The 19900-nt window shown below is 65.4% G+C and carries 22 protein-coding genes; 8 read left to right on the forward strand and 14 right to left on the reverse strand.

Annotation, left to right across the window (positions count from 1 at the left end; all coding sequences use genetic code 11):
* Positions 1 to 5: 5 nt before the first annotated feature.
* Both IRZ56_RS18915 and IRZ56_RS18920 read left to right on the forward strand, forming a co-directional pair.
* Entirely contained in the window at positions 6 to 851 is an 846-nt protein-coding gene (locus tag IRZ56_RS18915) for an AAA family ATPase (protein WP_196146337.1), read from the forward strand.
* A 12-nt stretch (positions 852 to 863) separates the two neighbouring features.
* Positions 864 to 2042, forward strand: a complete 1179-nt coding sequence (locus IRZ56_RS18920) for a vWA domain-containing protein (RefSeq protein ID WP_196146338.1) — start codon at positions 864 to 866, stop codon at positions 2040 to 2042.
* A 92-nt stretch (positions 2043 to 2134) separates the two neighbouring features.
* On the opposite strand, the gene IRZ56_RS18925 is transcribed toward IRZ56_RS18920, so the two are convergent.
* Genes IRZ56_RS18925 through IRZ56_RS18940 form a run of 4 tightly spaced genes read right to left on the reverse strand, consistent with a single transcriptional unit; the run spans position 2135 to position 5820 of the window.
* Positions 2135 to 3052 carry a biotin-dependent carboxyltransferase family protein gene (locus tag IRZ56_RS18925; protein ID WP_196146339.1) on the reverse strand — a complete coding sequence of 306 codons (918 nt, stop codon included), beginning with the start codon at positions 3050 to 3052 and terminating at the stop codon, positions 2135 to 2137.
* A complete protein-coding gene (pxpB, locus tag IRZ56_RS18930) occupies positions 3049 to 3744 on the reverse strand; it encodes a 5-oxoprolinase subunit PxpB (RefSeq protein WP_196146370.1) in 696 nt (231 codons plus the stop codon). Before pxpB ends, IRZ56_RS18925 begins: the two co-directional genes overlap by 4 nt.
* A complete protein-coding gene (locus tag IRZ56_RS18935) occupies positions 3744 to 4523 on the reverse strand; it encodes a 5-oxoprolinase subunit PxpA (protein ID WP_196146340.1) in 780 nt (259 codons plus the stop codon). The genes pxpB and IRZ56_RS18935 overlap by 1 nt, the downstream gene beginning before the upstream one ends.
* A gap of 10 nt (positions 4524 to 4533) precedes the next feature.
* Entirely contained in the window at positions 4534 to 5820 is a 1287-nt protein-coding gene (locus IRZ56_RS18940) for an MFS transporter (RefSeq protein WP_196146341.1), read from the reverse strand.
* Between the two features lie 130 nt (positions 5821 to 5950).
* Between IRZ56_RS18940 and IRZ56_RS18945 the strand changes: the two genes are divergently transcribed.
* Positions 5951 to 6862, forward strand: coding sequence for a LysR family transcriptional regulator (locus tag IRZ56_RS18945; RefSeq protein WP_084858387.1), 912 nt, complete (start codon positions 5951 to 5953; stop codon positions 6860 to 6862).
* Between the two features lie 139 nt (positions 6863 to 7001).
* Here IRZ56_RS18945 and IRZ56_RS18950 read toward each other — a convergent pair whose 3' ends face one another.
* The 3 genes from IRZ56_RS18950 to IRZ56_RS18960 are packed head-to-tail and all read right to left on the reverse strand — an operon-like array spanning position 7002 to position 8819.
* The gene (locus IRZ56_RS18950; RefSeq protein ID WP_196146342.1) at positions 7002 to 7523 is read right to left on the reverse strand and encodes a DUF2937 family protein; all 522 of its coding nucleotides are present in this window, start codon (positions 7521 to 7523) and stop codon (positions 7002 to 7004) included.
* Between the two features lie 11 nt (positions 7524 to 7534).
* The gene (locus IRZ56_RS18955; RefSeq protein ID WP_196146343.1) at positions 7535 to 8308 is read right to left on the reverse strand and encodes a class II glutamine amidotransferase; all 774 of its coding nucleotides are present in this window, start codon (positions 8306 to 8308) and stop codon (positions 7535 to 7537) included.
* 16 nt (positions 8309 to 8324) lie between these two features.
* A complete protein-coding gene (locus tag IRZ56_RS18960) occupies positions 8325 to 8819 on the reverse strand; it encodes an MFS transporter (RefSeq protein WP_196146344.1) in 495 nt (164 codons plus the stop codon).
* A 200-nt stretch (positions 8820 to 9019) separates the two neighbouring features.
* Here IRZ56_RS18960 and IRZ56_RS18965 point away from each other — a divergent pair, with 200 nt between their 5' ends.
* Positions 9020 to 11062 carry a S9 family peptidase gene (locus tag IRZ56_RS18965; RefSeq protein WP_196146345.1) on the forward strand — a complete coding sequence of 681 codons (2043 nt, stop codon included), beginning with the start codon at positions 9020 to 9022 and terminating at the stop codon, positions 11060 to 11062.
* 60 nt (positions 11063 to 11122) lie between these two features.
* Here IRZ56_RS18965 and IRZ56_RS18970 read toward each other — a convergent pair whose 3' ends face one another.
* Positions 11123 to 11398, reverse strand: a complete 276-nt coding sequence (locus tag IRZ56_RS18970; RefSeq protein ID WP_196146346.1) for a hypothetical protein — start codon at positions 11396 to 11398, stop codon at positions 11123 to 11125.
* A gap of 131 nt (positions 11399 to 11529) precedes the next feature.
* Here IRZ56_RS18970 and IRZ56_RS18975 point away from each other — a divergent pair, with 131 nt between their 5' ends.
* The 3 genes from IRZ56_RS18975 to IRZ56_RS18985 all read left to right on the forward strand — a co-directional run bounded on the left by IRZ56_RS18975 (position 11530) and on the right by IRZ56_RS18985 (position 13031).
* The gene (locus tag IRZ56_RS18975; protein ID WP_084858381.1) at positions 11530 to 11901 is read left to right on the forward strand and encodes a YajD family HNH nuclease; all 372 of its coding nucleotides are present in this window, start codon (positions 11530 to 11532) and stop codon (positions 11899 to 11901) included.
* Positions 11902 to 11970: 69 nt separating this feature from the next.
* Positions 11971 to 12441, forward strand: a complete 471-nt coding sequence (locus tag IRZ56_RS18980; protein WP_196146347.1) for an RNA methyltransferase — start codon at positions 11971 to 11973, stop codon at positions 12439 to 12441.
* A gap of 254 nt (positions 12442 to 12695) precedes the next feature.
* Positions 12696 to 13031: a YgaP family membrane protein gene (locus IRZ56_RS18985; protein WP_196146348.1), complete on the forward strand. Its 336-nt coding sequence runs from the start codon at positions 12696 to 12698 to the stop codon at positions 13029 to 13031.
* A gap of 133 nt (positions 13032 to 13164) precedes the next feature.
* Here the strand turns inward: IRZ56_RS18985 and IRZ56_RS18990 are convergent, their stop codons facing one another.
* The 6 genes from IRZ56_RS18990 to IRZ56_RS19015 all read right to left on the reverse strand — a co-directional run bounded on the left by IRZ56_RS18990 (position 13165) and on the right by IRZ56_RS19015 (position 19309).
* Positions 13165 to 14373: a hypothetical protein gene (locus IRZ56_RS18990; protein ID WP_196146349.1), complete on the reverse strand. Its 1209-nt coding sequence runs from the start codon at positions 14371 to 14373 to the stop codon at positions 13165 to 13167.
* Positions 14374 to 14420: 47 nt separating this feature from the next.
* On the reverse strand, positions 14421 to 14870 hold the full coding sequence (locus IRZ56_RS18995; protein ID WP_084858377.1) for a YcgN family cysteine cluster protein: 450 nt from the start codon (positions 14868 to 14870) through the stop codon (positions 14421 to 14423).
* Positions 14871 to 15154: 284 nt separating this feature from the next.
* On the reverse strand, positions 15155 to 16087 hold the full coding sequence (locus IRZ56_RS19000) for a D-2-hydroxyacid dehydrogenase (RefSeq protein WP_196146350.1): 933 nt from the start codon (positions 16085 to 16087) through the stop codon (positions 15155 to 15157).
* A gap of 78 nt (positions 16088 to 16165) precedes the next feature.
* On the reverse strand, positions 16166 to 16459 hold the full coding sequence (locus IRZ56_RS19005) for a YcgL domain-containing protein (protein WP_043215465.1): 294 nt from the start codon (positions 16457 to 16459) through the stop codon (positions 16166 to 16168).
* A complete protein-coding gene (gene rnd, locus IRZ56_RS19010; RefSeq protein ID WP_196146351.1) occupies positions 16459 to 17589 on the reverse strand; it encodes a ribonuclease D in 1131 nt (376 codons plus the stop codon). The genes IRZ56_RS19005 and rnd overlap by 1 nt, the downstream gene beginning before the upstream one ends.
* 79 nt (positions 17590 to 17668) lie before the next feature.
* Positions 17669 to 19309, reverse strand: coding sequence for a phosphoethanolamine transferase (locus IRZ56_RS19015; protein WP_196146352.1), 1641 nt, complete (start codon positions 19307 to 19309; stop codon positions 17669 to 17671).
* Between the two features lie 264 nt (positions 19310 to 19573).
* On the opposite strand from IRZ56_RS19015, the gene IRZ56_RS19020 reads away from it, so the two are divergent.
* On the forward strand, positions 19574 to 19807 hold the full coding sequence (locus IRZ56_RS19020; RefSeq protein WP_196146353.1) for a YdcH family protein: 234 nt from the start codon (positions 19574 to 19576) through the stop codon (positions 19805 to 19807).
* The last annotated feature ends 93 nt before the right edge of the window (positions 19808 to 19900 follow it).

Raw genomic sequence — 19900 nt, forward strand, 5'->3', positions numbered from 1 at the left:
GGTTCATGAAGTTCGAAGGCACCCGCGACTACGTCGCCACAGACGACCTGAAGCTGGCGGTCAACGCGGCCATCACCCTGGAGCGCCCGCTGCTGGTCAAGGGTGAGCCCGGCACCGGCAAGACCATGCTCGCCGAACAGCTCGCGGCCTCCTTCGGCGCCCGGCTGATCACCTGGCACATCAAGTCCACCACCAAGGCCCACCAGGGGCTGTACGAGTACGATGCGGTCAGCCGTCTGCGCGACTCGCAACTGGGCGTGGACAAGGTCCACGACGTGCGCAACTACCTGAAGAAAGGCAAGCTGTGGGAGGCCTTCGAAGCCGAGGAGCGGGTGATCCTGCTGATCGATGAAATCGACAAGGCCGACATCGAGTTCCCCAACGACCTGTTGCAGGAACTCGACAAGATGGAGTTCTACGTCTACGAGATCGATGAGACCATCAAGGCCAAGCAGCGCCCGATCATCATCATCACCTCCAACAACGAGAAGGAGTTGCCGGACGCCTTCCTGCGCCGCTGTTTCTTCCATTACATCGCCTTCCCCGACCGCGACACCCTGCAACAGATCGTCGACGTGCACTTCCCCGGCATCAAGCAATCGCTGGTCAGCGAGGCGCTGGACGTATTCTTCGACGTGCGCAAGGTGCCGGGCCTGAAGAAGAAGCCCTCCACCTCCGAACTGGTCGACTGGCTCAAGTTGCTGATGGCCGACAACATCGGCGAGGCGGTGCTGCGCGAGCGTGACCCGACCAAGGCCATCCCCCCGCTGGCCGGCGCCCTGGTGAAGAACGAGCAGGACGTACAGCTGCTCGAGCGGCTGGCCTTCATGAGCCGGCGCGGCAATCGCTGACAGGAGCCGGCCATGCTGCTCAACCTGTTCAATGAAATGCGCGCAGCCAAGGTGCCGGTGTCGGTGCGCGAGCTGCTCGACCTGCTGGCGGCCCTGCAGCAGCGGGTGGTGTTCGCCGACATGGACGAGTTCTATTACCTGGCCCGGGCCATCCTGGTGAAGGACGAGCGGCATTTCGACAAGTTCGACCGGGCCTTCTCTGCCTACTTCAATGGCCTGGAGAACCTCGATCGGCACCTGGAGGCACTGATTCCCGAGGACTGGCTGCGCAAGGAGTTCGAGCGCTCGTTGAGCGACGAGGAGCGTGCGCAGATCCAATCGCTGGGCGGGCTGGACAAGCTCATCGAGGCGTTCAAGAAGCGCCTGGAGGAGCAGAAGGAACGCCATGCCGGCGGCAACAAGTGGATCGGCACCGGCGGTACCAGCCCGTTCGGTTCCGGCGGCTACAACCCCGAGGGCATCCGCGTGGGCGAGGCCGGCAAGCGCCAGGGCAAGGCAGTCAAGGTCTGGGATCAGCGCGAATACAAGAACCTCGACGACCAGGTCGAACTGGGCACGCGCAACATCAAGCTGGCTTTGCGTCGGCTGCGCAAGTTCGCCCGCGAAGGCGCCGCCGAGGAGCTGGACATCGATGGCACCATCGACCATACCGCCCGGGATGCTGGGCTTTTGAACATCCAGATGCGCCCCGAGCGACGCAACACGGTCAAGCTGCTGTTGCTGTTCGACATCGGCGGCTCGATGGACGCCCACGTCAAGGTCTGCGAGGAACTGTTCTCGGCCTGCAAGACCGAGTTCAAGCACCTGGAGTACTACTACTTCCACAATTTCGTCTACGAGTCGGTGTGGAAGAACAACCTGCGCCGCACCTCGGAGCGCTTCTCCACCTTCGACCTGCTGCACAAGTACGGCGATGACTACAAGGTGGTGTTCGTTGGCGATGCGGCCATGGCGCCCTACGAGATCACCCAGCCCGGTGGTAGCGTGGAGCACTGGAACGAGGAAGCCGGGTATGTGTGGATGCAGCGGTTCATGGAGAAGTTCAGGAAGATCATCTGGATCAACCCCTATCCGAAGCAGGCCTGGGACTACACCGCCTCGACCCACCTGGTGCGCGACCTTATCGAAGACAAGATGTATCCACTGACCTTGCAGGGGCTGGAGGAAGGGATGCGCTACCTGTCCAAATAGCGTGCAACCTCAATCGCCGGCAAGCCGGCTCCCACAACGGCTGCTGGTGCTGCCCCGTGGGAGCCGGCTTGCCGGCGATCGGGCCGCAGGCCTTACCGCCAGCGATCCAGGTATTGCTGCTGCTCCTGCCACGCCAAATCCTGCACCACTGCCCTGAACCGCACCGCCGCCCCCGGCAGGCATTGCGCCAACCGGGCCAACGCCAGCGGCGTCAACGCCCCCAACCGCGGATACCCGCCAATCGTCTGCCGGTCGTTGAGCAGCACGATCGGCTGTCCATCCGGCGGCACCTGCACCGCCCCTAGCGGTATGCCTTCGGAAATCATCGGCGCCCCTTGATACGCCAGTTGCGGCCCGAGCAGACGAATGCCCATGCGATCGGCGCGGCTGTCCAAGGCCCAGTCGCGGTTGAACGCCTCGAACAGGCTGATGCCACTGAACTGGCCAATCTGCGCGCCGATCACCAAGTCCAACTCTGGCGTACCGTGATAGGCCGGACGCAGCGGCTCCGGTACTTCCCGAAGCGCCGCGGAGCCACCGGCAAACGCCAGTACCTGCCCCTTGGAAAGCGCCGCGCCGTACCCGGTGACACCACCAAGCGCCTCGCGTACCACCGTCGCGCAACTGCCCAGCACCGGCTCGGCCTGGAACCCGCCCGGTACGGCAAGATAAGCGCGGGCACCCTGCCGAGGCTGGCGCAGGCTCAGGTGCTGGCCCTTGGCGAGCCGCATGCTGCGCCAGGGCTGGACGGGCTGCCCATCGACCTGTGCATCCAGGTCAGCGCCCGTCAGGGCGAGCGTGCAATCCTGCTCGGCCACCACACCGAAACCTCCCAGCGTCACCTCCACCACCGGCGCATCCAAGGCGTTGCCCAGCAGCCAGTTGGCCCAGCGCATGGCCACCCAGTCCAATGCACCGCCCTGGGTGACGCCCAGGTGGCGCACGCCGAAACGCCCGGCATCCTGCACCTGGCACAGCGGCGTGCTGCTTTCGATCGTCAGTTGGTTCATGCCAGGGCCTCCAACGGGGTGTCATCGCCGCCCAAAGCCATGAACTCGGCATGGGACACCGCCACGAAACGTACCCGGTCCCCCGGTTGCAGGAGGCTGTAGCCGTCACGCTCGCGGTCGAACAGCTTCACCGGGGTACGGCCGATCAGGTTCCAGCCGCCCGGGGACACGGTCGGGTAGGCAGCGGTCTGCCGCTCGGCGATGCCCACGCTGCCGGCGGCCACGCGCTTGCGCGGGGTACTCAGGCGCGGGCTGGCCAGGCGCTCGTCCACCAGGCCCATGAAGCCGAACCCCGGGGCGAAGCCCAGGGCGAACACCGGGTATTCGCGCGCGCAATGCAGGCGCACCACCTCGGCCTCACTCAGGCCGCTGCGGGCTGCCAGCTGCGGCAGTTCCGGCCCAACGCTGGCGTGGTACCACACCGGGATCTGGTGCCGGCGCCCGGTATTGCCAGTGTCCGGCTGCAAGCCCTCCAAGGCCTTGCCGATCAGCGCCCTCGCCTCGCCCGGTGCCGAGGTGAACTGCACCATCAGCGTGGTATAGGACGGCACCAGGTCGACCAGGCTCGCCCCGAAAGCCGCGTGCAAACGCTCGCTGGCCGCCAGTACCCACGGCATGTTGGCCTCGTCGATGGTGTCGAACAGGCGCACCATCACACTGTCGATGGCCACCACCTCGATGCGTGGGTTCATCATGGTTGCACCCACGCATCGAGGGCCTGGCGGATCTGCCGCACCGCCGCCACGGAGCTGTCGTTGTCGCCATGTACGCACAGGGTACTGGCGTCCAGTTGCACAGCGCTGCCGTCATCGGCCACCAGTGCCTGGCCACGCGCCAGGCGCATGGCCTGCTCGACCACCTGCGCAGGGTCGTGGTGCACTGCACCGGGCTGGCGCCGGGACACCAAATGGCCGCTGGCGGTGTAGGCGCGGTCGGCAAAGGCTTCGAACCACAGCGGCACGCCCACCGCCTCGCCCAGGGCCCGGGCGGCGCTGTCATCGGCAGTGGCCATGAGCATCAGCGGCAAGCTGGCGTCATAGGCGGCCACGGCCTCGAACACGGCGCGCAGCTTGAGCGGGTCGGCCATCATGTCGTTGTACAGCGCCCCGTGGGGTTTGACATAGGCCACGCGGCCGCCAAGCACCTTGCAGATCCCCTCCAGGGCACCGATCTGATAGTGCAGCAGGTCGCGGATCTCCTCACTGCTGCAGGCCATGGAACGGCGGCCGAAGCCGACCAGGTCGGGATAGGCCGGGTGAGCACCGATGGTGACGCCGTGTTCCAGCGCCAGGGCCACGGTGCGGCGCATGGTGCCCGGGTCACCGGCATGGTAGCCGCAGGCGATGTTGGCGCAGTCGATGTATGGCATGACCTCGGCGTCCAGGCCCATGCGCCAGCTGCCGAAACTTTCGCCCATATCGCAATTGAGTAGCAGGCGTTTCACCGGTGGGGTTCCCTTGTGGCTATTCATGTTGCCTACCTTACCGTGCCTTGAGTTGTTTGCCGCGTGTTTCCGGCAGGCTCAGGGCGGCAAGAATCACCACACCGTAGGACACCGCGGCGAAGCCACCGATACCCAGCCCCAGCGGCACCTTCTGGCTGAGCACGCCGATCAGCAGCGGGAAGAACGCGGCGATGGCCCGCCCCACGTTGTAGCAGAAGCCTTGCCCCGAACCACGGATACGCGTGGGAAACAGTTCGGTGAGGAAGGCCCCCATGCCGCTGAAGATGCCCGAGGCGAAGAAGCCCAGGGGGAAGCCCAGCCACAGCATGACGCCATCGCTCACCGGCATCTGGGTATAGAGCAGCACGATGACGAACGAGCCGACGGCGAACAGGATGAAGTTCTTCTTGCGACCGAGCAGGTCGGTCAGGTATGCGCTGACCACGTAGCCGACGTAGGAGCCGACGATGACCATGGCCAGGTAGCCTCCGGTGCCCAGCACGCTCAGGCCCCGTTCGTTCTTGAGGAAGGTCGGCAGCCAGGAGGTGATGGCGTAATAGCCACCCAGGGCGCCGGTGGTCAGCAGCGAAGCGCGCAAGGTGGTCCAGAGCATGCCCGGGGCGAAGATTTCGTAGAAGCGCGACGGCGCCTCGGTCTTCTCAACCGCCTTGGCCTCGCGATAGACCTCCGGGTCCTTGACCAGACGGCGAACGAAGATCACGAACACCGCCGGCACGATGCCCAACAGGAACAGCGCGCGCCAGGCCTGTTCCGGTGGCAGGAAGGAGAACAACAGCGCATACAGGATGGCCGTCAGGCCCCAGCCAATGGCCCAGCCGGACTGCACCATACCCACCGCCTTGCCACGGTCCTGGGCGCGGATCACCTCGCCGATCAACACTGCGCCAGCGGTCCATTCGCCGCCGAAGCCGAAGCCCATCAGGGTGCGCGCCACCAGCAGTTGCTCGTAGCTTTGGGCGAAGCCGCAGAGGAAGGTGAAGAAGGCGAACCACAGCACCGTCAGCTGCAGGGTACGCACGCGGCCGATACGGTCGGACAGGATGCCGGCGATCCAGCCCCCCAGGGCCGAGGCAATCAGCGTGCTGGTGTGGATCAGCCCAGCTTCGGCGGTGGTAATGCCCCACATGAGGATCAGGGTGGGGATGACGAAGCTCAGCATCTGGGTGTCCATGCCATCGAGGCCATAGCCGATCTTGCAGCTCCAGAAGGTGCGTCGCTGTTGGCGGTCGATGTCGCGGTACCAGGCGAAGGGGCCGGTGGACGGGCGGGTGGGCGCCTGCTGCTGCACGCCGGTTGGGTTCATGGTTGCCTCGGCTTGTTGATATTGTTTTATGGACGACGCCTGGCGTCGCGGCCTGGGTATCATTGTTCAAAGGCTGCGGGGGCAGCGTCCAACGATAAAAACCGCCGGTCTGGAACAAGAAAAACTGATCATGAATCTGCGCTTTCTCGAAACCTTCGTCTGGGTCGCCCGGCTCAAGAGCTTCAGGCTCACCGCCGAGAAGCTGTTCACCACCCAGGCGTCGGTGTCCAGCCGTATCGCCGCGCTGGAGGCGGACCTTGGGGTGAAGTTACTGCTGCGCGACTCTCGCGGCGTCAGCCTGACCCCGGAAGGCAGCAAGGTGCTGGAGTACGCCGAACGCATGCTCGACACCGCCAAGGCCATGAAGCAGTCACTGGACAGCGACCGAACCAAGGTCGGGCGGATCCGCATCGGCGTGATGGACACGGTGATCCACACCTGGATGAGCGCGCTGGTGGCCGAGCTCACCGAGCGCTACCCCCAGGTTGAGATCGAACTGGTGGCCGATACCGCGCTGAACCTGCGCGAACAGCTGCAAAAAGGCTTCCTCGATGTAATCCTGCAAACCGACCTGTTGCGCCAGGAGTCGATCCGCAGCACCGACCTGGCACGCTACCCGATGGGCTGGGTCGTCGCGGCGGGCTCCCTGCAACATCGCGACTACGCCTCGCTGGCGGAGCTGGCCCGGGAGCGTATCGTCACCTTCTCCAAGAATTCCCGCCCGCACCAGGAAGTGCTCAGCCTGCTGCAGGCCGCAGGTGCCCAGGCTCCACGGCTGAACTGCGTGAACTCGGTCGCCGCCATCACGCGCCTGCTGCGCGATGGCTTTGGTATCGGCGCCCTGCCCCCGGCACTGGTGGATGCGGAACTGGCCCGGGGCGAGCTGGTGTTGCTGGGCGGGTTGCAGCCGCCGCCGAGCCTGGAACTGGTGGTGGCCTGGCAGACCGGCGTGGCATTGGTGGATGAAGTGGTGGGGGTATGCAAGCAGGTGCTGGAGCGTTATGCGCGGGATGTGGGGGAGCAGCGGATCGTGCTGGTCTGACAGGCCCCTGGGGCCGCTACGCGCCCCTTTCGCGGCGCAAGGCCGCTCCTACAAGTGGCAGGCCACGTACAAATGGCGCAGGCCACGTACCTGTAGGAGCGGCCTCGTGCCGCGAAAGGGCCGCAAAGCGGCCCCAGGCCTAGCGCCAACTCTCTTTGACAGCCTTGCGCCGACCGCCAAGCACCACCCAGCCAAGCCCCACCAGCAGGCTCTCGACCACCAACGCCAGCACGAACCCCACGCCAAGCCCCCAGCCGATAGCCTCGGGCACCAACAGCACCTGGTAGCTGTAGCCCGCGAGCGTCTCGTCGCGCAGTTGCGGATCGGCCTGCACCAGCACATGCCAGGTGCGGCTCGGCCAGGGCGCTTGCAGTGCCTGCCACTCCTTTTCCAGCAATTGGTTGCGAACCAGCAGGCTTTCGATGCTGTTGGCATCACTGTTGAACACCGGATCGTCGCTGGTACGGTAATGGCGCACCAGTGCCTGCAGGTCACCGTTGAAGAAGCGTTCGGCGGTCTGCCGGAAGCCGTCGAGCGCCTCGCGCGACTCGAACAGGTGCGCCTCGACCCGCTGGCTGTAATCCTTGATCAGCCCAGGTACCTGGAGGCCGGCCAGCAGGCCGAAGGTGAACAGCAGCAACCGCAGGTAACCTCTGAACATGCAACGGCTTCCTAGCTCTGCCCCTGGGCGATGCATTCGCCATGGCGCCACAGGGCCCATTGACCCGGCTCGTAGCGCTGCCAGGTCTCGTTGTCGGTCAGGGCCTCGGTGGCGATCACCGTGACCACGTCGTTGGGGGTGGTTTCGGACTGGAAGTCGACATTGAGGTCGACATCCTTCAAGCGCGCCGGGCCGAACGGCGCGCGCCGGGTGATGTGCACCAGTTTGGTCGAGCAGAAGCAGAACAGCCAGTCGCCATCGCTGAGCAGGCAATTGAACACGCCCTTGCCGCGGTACCCGGCACAGGCTTCGACCAGCACCGGCAGCAGCTGTTCAATCTCGACAGGCTCCGGGAAGGCGGCGCGCACGCGGTTGAGCAGGTCGCAGAAGGCCGCCTCGCTGTCGGTGTCGCCCACCGGCCGGTAGAAGGTGACCTGGCCACGGAACTCGCCAAGCTGGCCGTTGTGCGCGAAGCACCAGTTGCGCCCCCACAGCTCGCGTACGAACGGGTGGGTGTTGGACAGGCAGACCTTGCCGACGTTGGCCTGGCGGATATGGCCGATGACCACTTCGCTCTTGATCGGGTAGCGCTGCACCAGGTTGGCCACTTCCGACTCGCTGCTCGCTGCGGGGTCCTGGAATACACGCAGGCCACGCCCTTCGTAGAAACCGATGCCCCAGCCGTCGCGGTGCGGGCCGGTACGACCGCCGCGCTGCATCAGCCCGGTGAAGCTGAAGACGATGTCGGTGGGAACGTTGGCGCTCATGCCCAGCAGTTCGCACATGCTCCAGGCCCTCCGCCTACAACCGTGGCTCGACCCGGCCGCGGCCGGTGGCCACCGGCTGCGGGTCGTCGCGGTAGCGGTCATGGCGCTCGGCGGCCAGCGAAGCCCGGGACGTCACCTGTTCGTCCTCGGCGGCCTGGCGTTGGGCGGCGGCGTCGGCCTTGGCCCGGCGTTCACGGGCGCGCTTTTCCAACGGCCAGCGCACCAGGACGAAAACGCCATACAGAATGAACGCGATCAAGCCGTACATGGCCAGGTCCGAGGCGGCACGCCAGGCGTTGTTGCCCACCTTGAAGGCCAGGTCCAGAGCGGTGATGGCGATGGCCGGGGCGAAGCTTTCCTTGACCGGGTCGACGATGGTCGGGGTCAGCAGCAGCACTGCCAGGACCACCCGCAGCGGTTCGCGCAGCCAACGCCACATCCAACCGGTGAGCTTGAAGCCCACCCACAGGCAGCCAAGGGCGGCCAGGGCGTACAGGCCCCAGGCGAGCGTATAGTCGTTCTCGGTCATGGTGTTCGTGCAAGCCAGGTAAAGAGATGCCTATGATAAACACTTTTCAGGGCGCACACAGCGTCTCCCTGTCCCGGCCCCAATCGCCGGTAAGCCGCCGCCCACAGATTCAGCGCTGCCCTCGAGGCTAAGCAGTACCTGTGGGCGCGGGCTTGCCGGCGACAACGCCAGGCAGGCCGCCCCCAGCCAAGAGATCCCCAATGCCCAACAAGCCCCAGCCGCCCGTCGCCCGTAGAGACAACGCCCCCGACCCCTACGCCTGGCTGCAGCAGCGAGACACGCCCGAAGTGCTCGCTTACCTGCACGCCGAGAACGCCTACCAGCAAGCCTGCCTGGCCGACCAGGCGCCCCTGCGCGAACAGCTGTTCGAGGAAATCAAGGCACGCATCCTCGAAACCGACCTGTCGCTGCCCTCCCCCTGGGGCCCATACCTGTACTACACCCGCACCACGGCCGGCGATGAATACCCCCGCCACTACCGCTGCCCGCGACCTGCCGACGACTCCAACACCGTCGACCAAAGCCAGGAGCAACTGCTGCTCGACCCCAACGCCCTGGCCAATGGCGGTTTCCTGTCCTTGGGCGCCTTCAATGTCAGCCCCGATCACCGCCTGCTGGCCTACAGCCTCGACACCAGTGGCGACGAGATCTACACCCTGTACGTGAAGGACCTGGCCAGCGGCACGGTCACCGTCCTGCCCTTCGACGACTGCGACGGTAGCCTGACCTGGGCCAACGACAGCCAGACGCTGTTCTTCGCCGAACTGGACGACACCCACCGTCCCTGGCGCGTGCGTCGCCATACCCTGGGCAGCAGCGAGGCACAGACCGTGTTCGAAGAGCCTGATGGGCGTTTCTTCCTGCACTGCTACCGGGCCAGTTCCGAGCGCCAGCTGGTGCTGCTGCTCAACAGCAAGACCACCAGCGAGGCCTGGGTGCTCGACGCCGCGACCCCACAGGCGGCCTTCACCTGCCTCGCGCCGCGGGTCGAGGGCCATGAATACTTCCCCGACCACGGCCAGCTCGACGGCCAATGGCGGTGGTTCATCCGCAGCAACCAGCACGGCATCAACTTCGCTCTGTTCCACGCCCCGGCCGAGCAGGTGCCCAGCCGCGAGCAGTGGCAGGTGCTGGTACCCCACAGCGACGCGGTGATGCTCGAGGGCCTGAGCCTGAACGCCAGCGCCCTGACCCTGAGCCTGCGCGAAGGCGGCCTGCCGATCATCGAGGTGCGGCCCCAGGGCCGGGCGCCCTACCGTGTCGAGCTGCCGGACGCCGCCTACAGCCTGTACGTTCAGGACAGCCTGGAGTTCGCCAGCACCCGCGTGCGGCTGCGCTACGAAGCACTCAACCGGCCGGCCCAGGTACGCCAGCTGGACCTGGCCAGCGGCGAGCAGGCTGTGCTCAAGCAGACCCCGGTGCTGGGCGAGTTCGATGCCGACGACTATGTCAGCGAACGCCTGTGGGCCGTGGCCAAGGATGGCACCCGCGTGCCCATCAGCCTGGTGCGCCGGCGCGATGACCTGGGCCGCTGCGTACCGCTGTATCTCTACGGTTATGGTGCCTACGGCGAAAGCCTCGACCCGTGGTTTTCCCACGCCCGCCTGAGCCTGCTGCAACGCGGCGTGGCCTTCGCCATCGCCCATGTGCGCGGTGGCGGCGAGCTGGGCGAGGCCTGGTACCGGGCCGGTAAGCAGGCGCACAAGCAGAACAGCTTCGACGATTTCATCGCCTGTGCCGAGCACCTGATCACCGAGGGCGTGACCACCCGCGAACGCCTGGCCATCAGCGGCGGCAGCGCCGGCGGCCTGCTGATGGGGGCAGTGCTCAACCAGCGCCCGGAGCTGTTCCGCTGCGCCATCGCCGAGGTGCCGTTCGTCGACGTGCTCAACACCATGCTCGACCCGGAGCTGCCGCTGACCGTCACCGAGTACGACGAATGGGGCAACCCCGAGGAGCCGGACGTCTACCAGCGGATCAAAGCCTATGCCCCATACGAGAACGTCAAGGCCCAGGCTTACCCGGCCATGCTGGTGGTCGCCGGCTACAACGACAGCCGCGTGCAGTATTGGGAAGCGGCCAAGTGGGTGGCGCGCCTGCGCACCTGCAAGACCGACGACAACCTGTTGCTGCTCAAGACCGAGATGGGCGCCGGACACGGCGGCATGAGCGGGCGTTACCAGGGGCTGCGCGATGTGGCGTTGGAGTATGCGTTCGTCTTCAACGCGTTGGGCGTGGCGTAGCCACAGGCCGCGTGGATCCGCAGCCCCCTGTGGCAGATCACCCAGCCCTTCGAGGCCGTCTCAGTCTTGCTTGGGTGACTGTTTTGGCGACTCCTGCAACCCCGGCAACGGCTGATCCTTGGGCGGCCCAGGCACCGGCATCGGTGGCAGCAATGGCGCGCCGGGTTGGTTGTCACCCGCCTTGGGCGGCGTACTCGGGGTGATCTGTGGATAAGGGGTTGGCGTCGGTGTACCCGGCGCGCCAGGCACCGGTGTGAGGATCCGTGGCTGCTGGCCGGCAGCGTCGGCCAGCGGCACGGCGGCGAGGATCAGTGCGGCGAGGATCGCATGGACCATCGGCAACCTCCTGTCAGGGGATTCCTACAGGCTATGCCCAATCGGGCGTTTTCGCCTGTCCGACCAGGGTGCAGGCGCGCTAGACTCAGTGGCATAACCGTCATCCGCCCGATTACAGGAAAGGTAACACCATGAGTTCGGCCTCCACCTCCGCCGCCACCGCCCGCCTCGAGCGCATCCTTGCCGACGCCAAGCGCGACAAGGAAATGGGCTACCGCGACAAGGCCCTGAAGATGTACCCGCATGTCTGCGGCCGCTGCGCCCGTGAGTTCTCCGGCAAGCGCCTGTCGGAGCTGACCGTGCACCACCGCGACCACAACCACGACAACAACCCCCAGGACGGCTCGAACTGGGAACTGCTGTGCCTGTACTGCCACGACAACGAGCATTCGCGCTATACCGACCAGCAGTACTTCAGCGAAGGGTCCACCAGCACCCCGAGCATCGCCAAGGCCACCCACAACCCGTTTGCCGGGTTGGCGAGCCTGCTCAAGAAGGACTGACCATCGAATCGCCCCCCGCGGCTGCCGGTGAGCCCGTATAATCGCGCTTTTTGCGAAGGGCCCCGGTACGTGGCAAACAAACGGTACAGCTGCATCGGCCTGTTCAACCCCAAGTCCGCGCAGAACGTAGGTTCGGTGATGCGCGCAGCGGGTTGCTATGGCGTCAACTCGGTGTTCTACACCGGCAAGCGCTATGAGCGCGCCCGCGACTTCGTCACCGACACCAAGCGCGTGCACTACGACATCCCGCTGATCGGCATCGACGATCTGCAGCGCATCATTCCCCTGGGCTGCACCCCGGTGGCGGTGGAACTGGTGGACGGCGCCCGGCCGCTGCCCGAGTACACCCACCCAGACCGCGCCCTCTACATCTTCGGGCCCGAGGACGGCAGCCTCAGCGACGAGGTGCGGGCGTGGTGCGAAGAGACCATCTACATCCCCACCCAGGGCTGCATGAACCTGGCGGCAACGGTGAATGTGGTGCTGTATGACCGCATGGCGAAGGGGCTCAATACCCGCTCGGGCCCCAAGTTCAAATAAAAAGCCGCCCCTGTGGCGCCAGTGCTGGCGATAGGGCCAACAATGACGCCACAAGAGCGGCCGGGGTGCCGAACTCCGTCAGAACAGCACCGGTCTTGCGCAAGCACACTATGTCAAGCTTCTGCCAGGCGGCGCATTCCAGATAAGACTTTACCTGCTCGAAATGCGACTCGCTGAGCACCGCCCGGCAAGTGAAGTGAACGCACCGACAAGACAGCGAGTCAGCTGCTTACACCTCAACTGGAGCGTTCGTCATGCGAGATACCCCTTTGCTTGTGCATACACGTAACGTCCATGGCTGGGAGCGCGCCAGCTCCCTGGCCGGTGGCGCCTTGATGATCAGCAAGGGCCTGCGCCACGGCGGCCTGGTCGGCCTGCTGCAGATCGTGGTCGGTGGCATGGCCCTGGCCCGGGGCGTCAGTGGGCACTGCTCGACCAAGGCCTGGTGGCAGCGACACCGGGCCGAGTACCTGCAACTTCGTGGGGACATCGAGCGCAGCGCAGCAGAGCTCAAGGCGCTCAAGGCCAGCGCCGAGGCGGCGACACAGGGCGTGACGGTGACTGGGGTCGAGCCCAAGGCCAAGGGCTGAGGCGCCTGGGTCGGCGCTATCGCGGGGCAAGCCCGCTCTCATAGAACAATGCATAACTATTTGATTTTGCAGGCCCTTTGTGGGAGCGGGCTTACCCCGCGATAGCGCCGGCCCTGCCATCCAGGGCCTCGTCTCAACGCAGGACCTTACTCTCCAGCACCTCGGAACGCCGCCCCAGCACGCTCTCGCTGAGCTGGATGAATTCCTCGGTGTTGACGCTGGGCAGGCGCATCAACGCCCGGGTGACATCGTCCAGCGACCGCTTGTCATGGGTGTGCAGGCGAATCTCGCGATCCAGCGCCTGGAGCAGCAGCACGCCACGGGCAACCTGGGCGACATCGGCGTGTTCGCCGCGCAGTTGGGTAACCTTGGCACCACGCTTGTGCAGGCGTGCCTGCCAGGCTTCGTAGCGGTCGTCACTGATGCCGCCGGCGCGGCGCAGCAACTCGGTGGCGTAGTAATCAGCCAGGCTTTCGCCCAGCCAGTCGCTGCCGTCACGGTCGTTGACCTGGGCGAACAGCTGCACCAGCTCGCGCAGCAGCGGGCTGGCGCCGCTCTCGCCGATCAGCGGGCGGGCGCTGTGCAGGTAGATCGAGTTATGCCCGGCCAACGCGCCCCGCCACATTTCGTCGCGCGCGCCCACCAGCAGCAGCTTGGGCGGGTTGCGCGGGAACACCGCCTGCAATTGGGGCCAGATGAAGGTCAGCAGGGTCAGGGTGTCCATCCGGCGCATGCCCTGCCCCTGCGGCGCGGCCACGGTCACTTCCGTATCGCCCAGGCGCGCGCGGCGGCTGCCCAGGTTGCCGGCGAGCATCCAACCGGTGGGCCGGTCGAACAGCCGCGAAACATCGTCGATGCGAAACTTCTGCTTGCCGATACGCGGCCAGGCGGTTTCGACGCTTTTCCAGCCAGCCGGCAGCTCGAACGCCAGGCGCGCTACCAGCTCGGTGCCATCCTGCTGGTCCAGCCGCGCCGCCGGTACCAGCAGGTCGCCGCGCAACAGTGCCCAATGCGCAGTGATGCGGCTCTCGTAGGCGCCACCGCGCGGCTTCTGGTCCAACTGCACGCGATAGCTGAGCTGGGTCTTGCCCGCGGCCGGGTGCCAGACGCCCCGCTCGCCCTGTACCTGCCATTGGCCATCGGCCTGGAAGTCGCTGTAGGCGCCCTGCTTGCCCAGGTCGAAATCCAGACTGCGCACGACACTGCCATCGGCCAGGGTCAATTGCACCTCGGCCTGGCCGCTCGCCGGCAACAGGCGCACCTGGTAATCCAGGTCGACCTTCTTGGCCCAGGCCGGCGCACAGGCCACCAGGCCCAGAACCCACAACAGATGGCAACGCATTCAGAACTCCTTGTTCCAGAGGCGAAAGGAAGACAGGCGCGGTTCGCTCAGCTCGCGCGGAAGATGAGGTGGTCCTCCCAGTCGTCTTCGTCGACATCATGCTCGCTGAGCATGCGCCCAGACTGGGAGATACGTTGTTCGTGCACCTGCGTGCGGTCGCCGCATACCAGGTGGTGCCAGGCTGGCAGGTCCTTGCCTTCGCTGACCAGGCGATAGCCGCAGGTGCTCGGCAGCCATTTGAACTGGTCGGCCTTGCCGGGGGTGAGCTGGATGCAGTCAGGCACCTGGGCGAAGCGGTTGGGGTAGTCGCTGCATTGGCAGGTGGTCAGGTCCAGCAGCTTGCAGGCGATACGCGTGTAGTAGACGCTGTTGTCGTCCTCATCCTCGAGCTTCTGCAGGCAGCACAGGCCGCAGCCATCGCAGAGCGACTCCCACTCCTGCGGGTCGAGCTGTTCAAGGGTCTTGCGCCGCCAGAAGGGCGCGTTGTCGGCGATCATCACACGTGTTCCTGCATTGAACTTCAATCCGCGGCGCGCGGCGGCGCCAGTCTAGAGCCTGTCCGGGGCCAATGCCAGACCGCTGGTCAGTGCTGGCAGGAGGCAGTAGCGTGCGCGCTTTCTCCCGGGTGCCAGCGAGGAAAGACCGGCGCTGTTGGCGGCCGAGGGTGATTTCAGACTGTAAACCGGGGCTGGCCCTATCGCGGGCAAGCCCGCTGCCACAGGCTCGCCGCAGCTGCAGAACCGGCGCAGTGGCTGTGGGCTTGTCCGGCGATGGAGCCGATTCAATACCCGCGCTGAAAATCCACTTCCCCGCGCAACCCCTGCCCTGCCTGGTACGCCTGCACATTCTCGACGAATAACCGCACCATCGCCGCCGGCGAGGTAGGTGCCGAGCTGTGCCCGGTCAGCAGCAGGCCCCAGGCGGTCCAGAACGGGTGTTGCCGGGGCAACGGCTCCTGGCGGCAGACATCGATCACCGCCCCGGCCAGGTGGCCCTCCTTCAACGCATGCACCAAGTCGGCATCGACCACCGCCACGCCGCGCCCAGCATTGATGAACAACGCACTGGGCTTGAAGCGCTTGAACAGCGCCGCATCGTACAGGTCGTGGGTGGCTGGGGTGTCCGGCAGCAGGTTGAGCACGTAGTCGGCCTGCTCCACCATGCGAGGCAAATCCTCGAGCCCCGCCACTTCGACGAATGGCGCCTGTTCCCGCGCCTGGCTGGCGACACCGTGAAGGATCGCCCCGAACGGCACCAGGAACTCGGCCACCCGCTGGCCGATATCGCCCGTGCCGACCACCAGCACCCGACGCCCCTCCAGGCTGCGCCCCGGGCGGTCGTCCCAGCGCCGCTCGACCTGGCTCACCAGGCGCGCCAGCACATCGCGCTCGTGGATCAGCATATAGGTAAGCATGTATTCGGCCATTACCTGGCCGAAGATGCCCACGGCCCGGGTCAGGCGATAGTCACGTGGCAACCCTTCGGCCAGCAGCGGGGTGATACCGGCCCAGGTGGACTGTATCCACGCGGGGCTGTGGCCCTGGCGCAGCAGGCTGGCCAGAAGGTCCGGCTGGCCCAGCCATACCGGGCAACCGGCAGCCTGGCGCGCAAGCTCGGCGGAATCGCCGCTGGTGACGATCTCCAGCGTCGGCGCCGCCTCGCCGAGCAGGCGGGCATAGTTGGCATGATCCTGTTCAGCGATCAGAACGCGCATGTACGAAACAACCTTGGCAAACAACGAAGACGACCCGACAGGCGGGCCGCTTGACGAACGATGGGGACCAGGCCGGGATCAGGCCGGGTCGTTGCGGCGCAGCAGCTCTTCGGGCAAATGCTCGATGTAGTCGTCCTCGGGCGGCGGCATCTGCAGGTGGTAGCCCTGGTTGTCGAGGTTCTCCAGCACCTTGGCGATGTCCTCCCGGGCCAGCTTGCGCTCGGGGGTCAGCACCAGGTCGAAGGCGTGCACGGGGGTGCCGAAGAACGGCAGCAAGGCCTCGGGAACGCGCGCCAGGCCTTCGGCCTTGAGCACATAGAGGTACATTTCGTTCTTGCGTGGGCTCTTGTAGATCGAGCAAATACGTTTCATCAGGATTCTCCGGCGCCCGCCAGGTTATCCAGCAGGGCCTGGCCCATGCGCTCGCGACGCCAGCCGCGCAGCGAATCGGGCAGTTGATAGGGGCCGTTGGGGAAGCCGCTCTTGAGCAGGGCTTCGAGGGTTTTCTTGCGCAGCATGAGCTCTGGCGCGATGCCCAGGCGCTCGCCTTCGGCTTGGCCGACCGCGCGCAGGCGCTTGAGGATGCCCGAGGCTTCGATCGGCAACGGCTCGGGCAAGGCTTGCGGCCACTGCTCGGCCGGCAGGCTCGCGGCGCGCTTGATCAGCTCCAGGAGGAACTGCCCGTCCTGGCGGATGGTGCGCGGGTGCATGTCGTCGATCCTGGCCAAGGCCGACAGGTTGTCCGGTTGGCTCTTGGCCATGGGCCACAGCGAGTGCTCGCGCAGCACACGGTTGCGCGGCAAGTCGCGGCTGCGTGCCTCGCGCTCGCGCCAGGCGCATAGCTCACGCAGCACCGCCAGTTGTTGAGGGTTCAGCTTCCAGGCCAGCTTGACGTCGCGGTACAGCGTCTCGGGCTCCACCTCGCGGCGCAGCTGGGCGACCAGCTCGGCGCCGTCTTCCAGCACCCAGGCGTACTTGTCGTCGGATAACCGTGGCCGCAGCGCGCTGAACAGCTCGGCCAGGTGCACGGCATCTTCGGCAGCGTAGCTGACCTGGGTCTCGGACAGCGGGCGCTGCAGCCAGTCCGAACGGGTTTCGCCCTTGGGCAGCTCCAGGCCCAGCACCTCCTGGACCAGACGCGAATAGCCCATGGAGAAACCGATGTTCAGGTAGCCGGCGGCCAGCTGGGTATCGAACAGCGGCTGCGGCAGCTTGCCGGTCAGGCGCAGGAGCACTTCCAGGTCTTCGCTGCAGGCATGCAGCACCTTGACCACGCCCGGGTCTTCGAGCAGTTCGGCCAGCGGCTGCCAGTCGCGGATCAGCAACGGGTCGATCAGGTACGCCCGGTTGCCCTCGCCGACCTGGATCAGGCCGGCCTTGGGGTAGAAGGTGTCGACCCGCATGAATTCGGTGTCGAGCGCTACGAAGGGCAGTTCGCGCCAGGCCCGGCAGTGTTCGGCCAGGGTCTGGTCGTCACGTATCCAGTGTATTTCGATGGCCACGAGGCTCTCCCACAAATATTGGCGCGCAGTATATACGGCGCGGGCATTGGGGGTGAAACCTGCGCCATCCTTGGTTTGATCAACGGTCAGCGGTCATCCACGGACGACAGCTGGCGAACATGTCCATCGATTGCCGGTAGACCTCGGTGCGCACCTGCAACAGGCCGAGCATCGAATGGAACAGGTTGTCCTGGCTCAACGGCGCGTCGCGCAGGCGGCCCAGGCAGTCACTGTCGAGCGAAAAGTCCTGGCGATAGCTGTCGGAGAACCACATCAACAGTGGCACGTGGCGCTGCTGCTCAGGGGCCAGCATGTAGGGGGTGCCGTGCAGGTAGAGGTTGTATTCGCCCAATGATTCGCCGTGGTCGGAGAGGTAGATCATCGCCGTATCGACCTTGTCCTGGCGGCTGCGCAGCAGGTCGATCAGCGAGGCCAGCACCTGGTCGGTATAGGCCAGGGTATTGTCGTAGCTGTTGACGATCGATTGCTGGTCGCACTGGTTCAGGGCATTGCTCTGGCACACCGGGGTGAAGCGCTGGGCGCTGGCCGGGTAGCGTTTGTAATAGTCGGGGCCGTGGCTGCCCATCTGGTGCAGCACCAGCACGGTGTCATGGTCGAGGTTGTCGAGCAGCTCGCCCAGGCCCTGCAGGAGGATCTCGTCGCGGCACTCGCCATCGGCACACAGTTTCGGGTCCTTGAGGTTGCTGACATCGACGAACTGCACCCGGTCGCAGGTGCCTTTGCAGCCGGACTGGTTATCGCGCCACTGCACGCTGAGGCCAGTACGCTGGAGGATGTCCAGAAGCCCTTCGCGGTTCTTGGCGACGCTGGCGTCGTAGTCCTTGCGCGGCATGCCGGAGAACATGCACGGCACCGACACGGCCGTCTCGGTACCACAGGAATGCACATCGGAGAAAGCCAGCAGGCCCTGTTCCTTGCCCAGGTTCGGGGTGGTGTCGCGGTCGTAGCCCAGTACACCGAAGTTCTGCGCCCGAGCGCTCTCCCCCACCACCAGCACGGTCAGCGACTTGCGCGCGTGGCGTTGCCAGGCGGCGCTGTCACGTTTGGCGTCCTCCCCGTAATGCTGGAATGGCCGGGTGGCGCTGCCCAGGCGTTCACCGACATAGCCGAACGAGGCGCCGACGATGTTGCTCGGGGTGAGCATCAGGCGGATCTCGTGGTGGTTGCGAAACAGCGAGGCCAGGCCCTGGTAGTTGACCAGTGCCACCGAGCCCAGGGCCGCGACGCACGCGCCGCTGACCACCAGCTTACCGAACAGCTCGCGGTGCCAAGGGCGATAGACGATGGGCGCCTTCCACACCAGCAACGAAGGCAGCGCACCGAGCAAGATCATATACAGCGCGAACGTCAGGGAGAGCAAGTCACGTACTTCCGTGACATTGGTCTCGGCGATATTACGAAACATGCCGGTGTCGATCAGTACGCCATATTGATTCATAAAGTAGGCGACGCCCGCGCCACTCATGAACAACAGGATCAGCACCGGTTTTAGTACGTACTTGAACGCCACCAACGTGAGGATGAGATTGAACGCGAAGAACATCAGCACGGCGAATGCCAGCAGCAGCCAGAGCCCCACCATGCCGGGCGGTACCACGGTCTGCAGGTGCTCCCAAAGCGCAGTGTTGAAACCGATCAACAGGTAAAGACTGGCCAGCAACGTGACCCATTCGGCCCGCAGGTTCTTGAAGTTCGGCATGATGTTCGCAGATGAGAGTTATTATCGGCCGTCGCACCAGGCGGGGCACCGGGGAAGTTGGCCGAACTCTAGAAAGCGTGCCATCAATATTTCGTGAAAAAGATGCCAACGAATAATGGGCGGTGCGGTTTTTTCAGATGAAATGAATTTCATGTTTGCCAAGGCGACAAACGGTCCCTTGGCGCCCCCTCCCCCGCAACCGGGCAAAGGCGACTATCCTCAAGATTCAGGACTATTTACCAACCCCTGACCCGAGGTGAAGAAATGCCAGTCCCGCATGATCTGCTCGCTGACCTGCACATTTCCGCTGACGATTTCCAGGCGCTGATCGACAAGGACCAGACGCTCCATCAACTGCACAAGGAGTACAACGCCAAGGACAAGGAAGTGGTGGCCGCCGAAGGTAACGGCACCTCCGACGACGCGGTGAACCGCCTGCGCAAGGAGCGCTTGTTGCTCAAGGACAGGATCGAACGGATCGTTCATCCAGCAAGGTGACCCCGCCTGCCAGTACCGACGCCGTCGCGGGGCAAGCCCGCCCCCACAGCGGGTAACGCCATCCTGGCCTGCCCCAAGGGTTGGATGGGTGTC

The organism is Pseudomonas guariconensis (genome assembly GCF_015680235.1).
Lineage (GTDB): Bacteria > Pseudomonadota > Gammaproteobacteria > Pseudomonadales > Pseudomonadaceae > Aquipseudomonas > Aquipseudomonas guariconensis_A.

Excerpts from the sequence above, each read along its gene's own strand:
- IRZ56_RS19000 (WP_196146350.1), bottom strand. The coding sequence starts at position 16,087 with ATGCGCGTTCTGATCGCTGAACAGGATCATGCCAACTATGCCCGCCTG.
- IRZ56_RS19005 (WP_043215465.1), bottom strand. The coding sequence starts at position 16,459 with ATGAAACGTATTTGCTCGATCTACAAGAGCCCACGCAAGAACGAAATG.
- pxpB (WP_196146370.1), bottom strand. The coding sequence starts at position 3,744 with ATGAACCCACGCATCGAGGTGGTGGCCATCGACAGTGTGATGGTGCGC.
- IRZ56_RS19020 (WP_196146353.1), top strand. The coding sequence starts at position 19,574 with ATGCCAGTCCCGCATGATCTGCTCGCTGACCTGCACATTTCCGCTGAC.
- IRZ56_RS18940 (WP_196146341.1), bottom strand. The coding sequence starts at position 5,820 with ATGAACCCAACCGGCGTGCAGCAGCAGGCGCCCACCCGCCCGTCCACC.
- IRZ56_RS19015 (WP_196146352.1), bottom strand. The coding sequence starts at position 19,309 with ATGCCGAACTTCAAGAACCTGCGGGCCGAATGGGTCACGTTGCTGGCC.
- IRZ56_RS18970 (WP_196146346.1), bottom strand. The coding sequence starts at position 11,398 with ATGGTCCATGCGATCCTCGCCGCACTGATCCTCGCCGCCGTGCCGCTG.
- IRZ56_RS18960 (WP_196146344.1), bottom strand. The coding sequence starts at position 8,819 with ATGACCGAGAACGACTATACGCTCGCCTGGGGCCTGTACGCCCTGGCC.
- IRZ56_RS18925 (WP_196146339.1), bottom strand. The coding sequence starts at position 3,052 with ATGAACCAACTGACGATCGAAAGCAGCACGCCGCTGTGCCAGGTGCAG.
- IRZ56_RS18950 (WP_196146342.1), bottom strand. The coding sequence starts at position 7,523 with ATGTTCAGAGGTTACCTGCGGTTGCTGCTGTTCACCTTCGGCCTGCTG.
- IRZ56_RS18975 (WP_084858381.1), top strand. The coding sequence starts at position 11,530 with ATGAGTTCGGCCTCCACCTCCGCCGCCACCGCCCGCCTCGAGCGCATC.
- IRZ56_RS18965 (WP_196146345.1), top strand. The coding sequence starts at position 9,020 with ATGCCCAACAAGCCCCAGCCGCCCGTCGCCCGTAGAGACAACGCCCCC.
- IRZ56_RS18995 (WP_084858377.1), bottom strand. The coding sequence starts at position 14,870 with ATGATCGCCGACAACGCGCCCTTCTGGCGGCGCAAGACCCTTGAACAG.
- IRZ56_RS18955 (WP_196146343.1), bottom strand. The coding sequence starts at position 8,308 with ATGTGCGAACTGCTGGGCATGAGCGCCAACGTTCCCACCGACATCGTC.
- IRZ56_RS18985 (WP_196146348.1), top strand. The coding sequence starts at position 12,696 with ATGCGAGATACCCCTTTGCTTGTGCATACACGTAACGTCCATGGCTGG.
- IRZ56_RS18935 (WP_196146340.1), bottom strand. The coding sequence starts at position 4,523 with ATGAATAGCCACAAGGGAACCCCACCGGTGAAACGCCTGCTACTCAAT.
- IRZ56_RS18945 (WP_084858387.1), top strand. The coding sequence starts at position 5,951 with ATGAATCTGCGCTTTCTCGAAACCTTCGTCTGGGTCGCCCGGCTCAAG.
- IRZ56_RS18920 (WP_196146338.1), top strand. The coding sequence starts at position 864 with ATGCTGCTCAACCTGTTCAATGAAATGCGCGCAGCCAAGGTGCCGGTG.
- IRZ56_RS18990 (WP_196146349.1), bottom strand. The coding sequence starts at position 14,373 with ATGCGTTGCCATCTGTTGTGGGTTCTGGGCCTGGTGGCCTGTGCGCCG.
- IRZ56_RS18915 (WP_196146337.1), top strand. The coding sequence starts at position 6 with ATGAAGTTCGAAGGCACCCGCGACTACGTCGCCACAGACGACCTGAAG.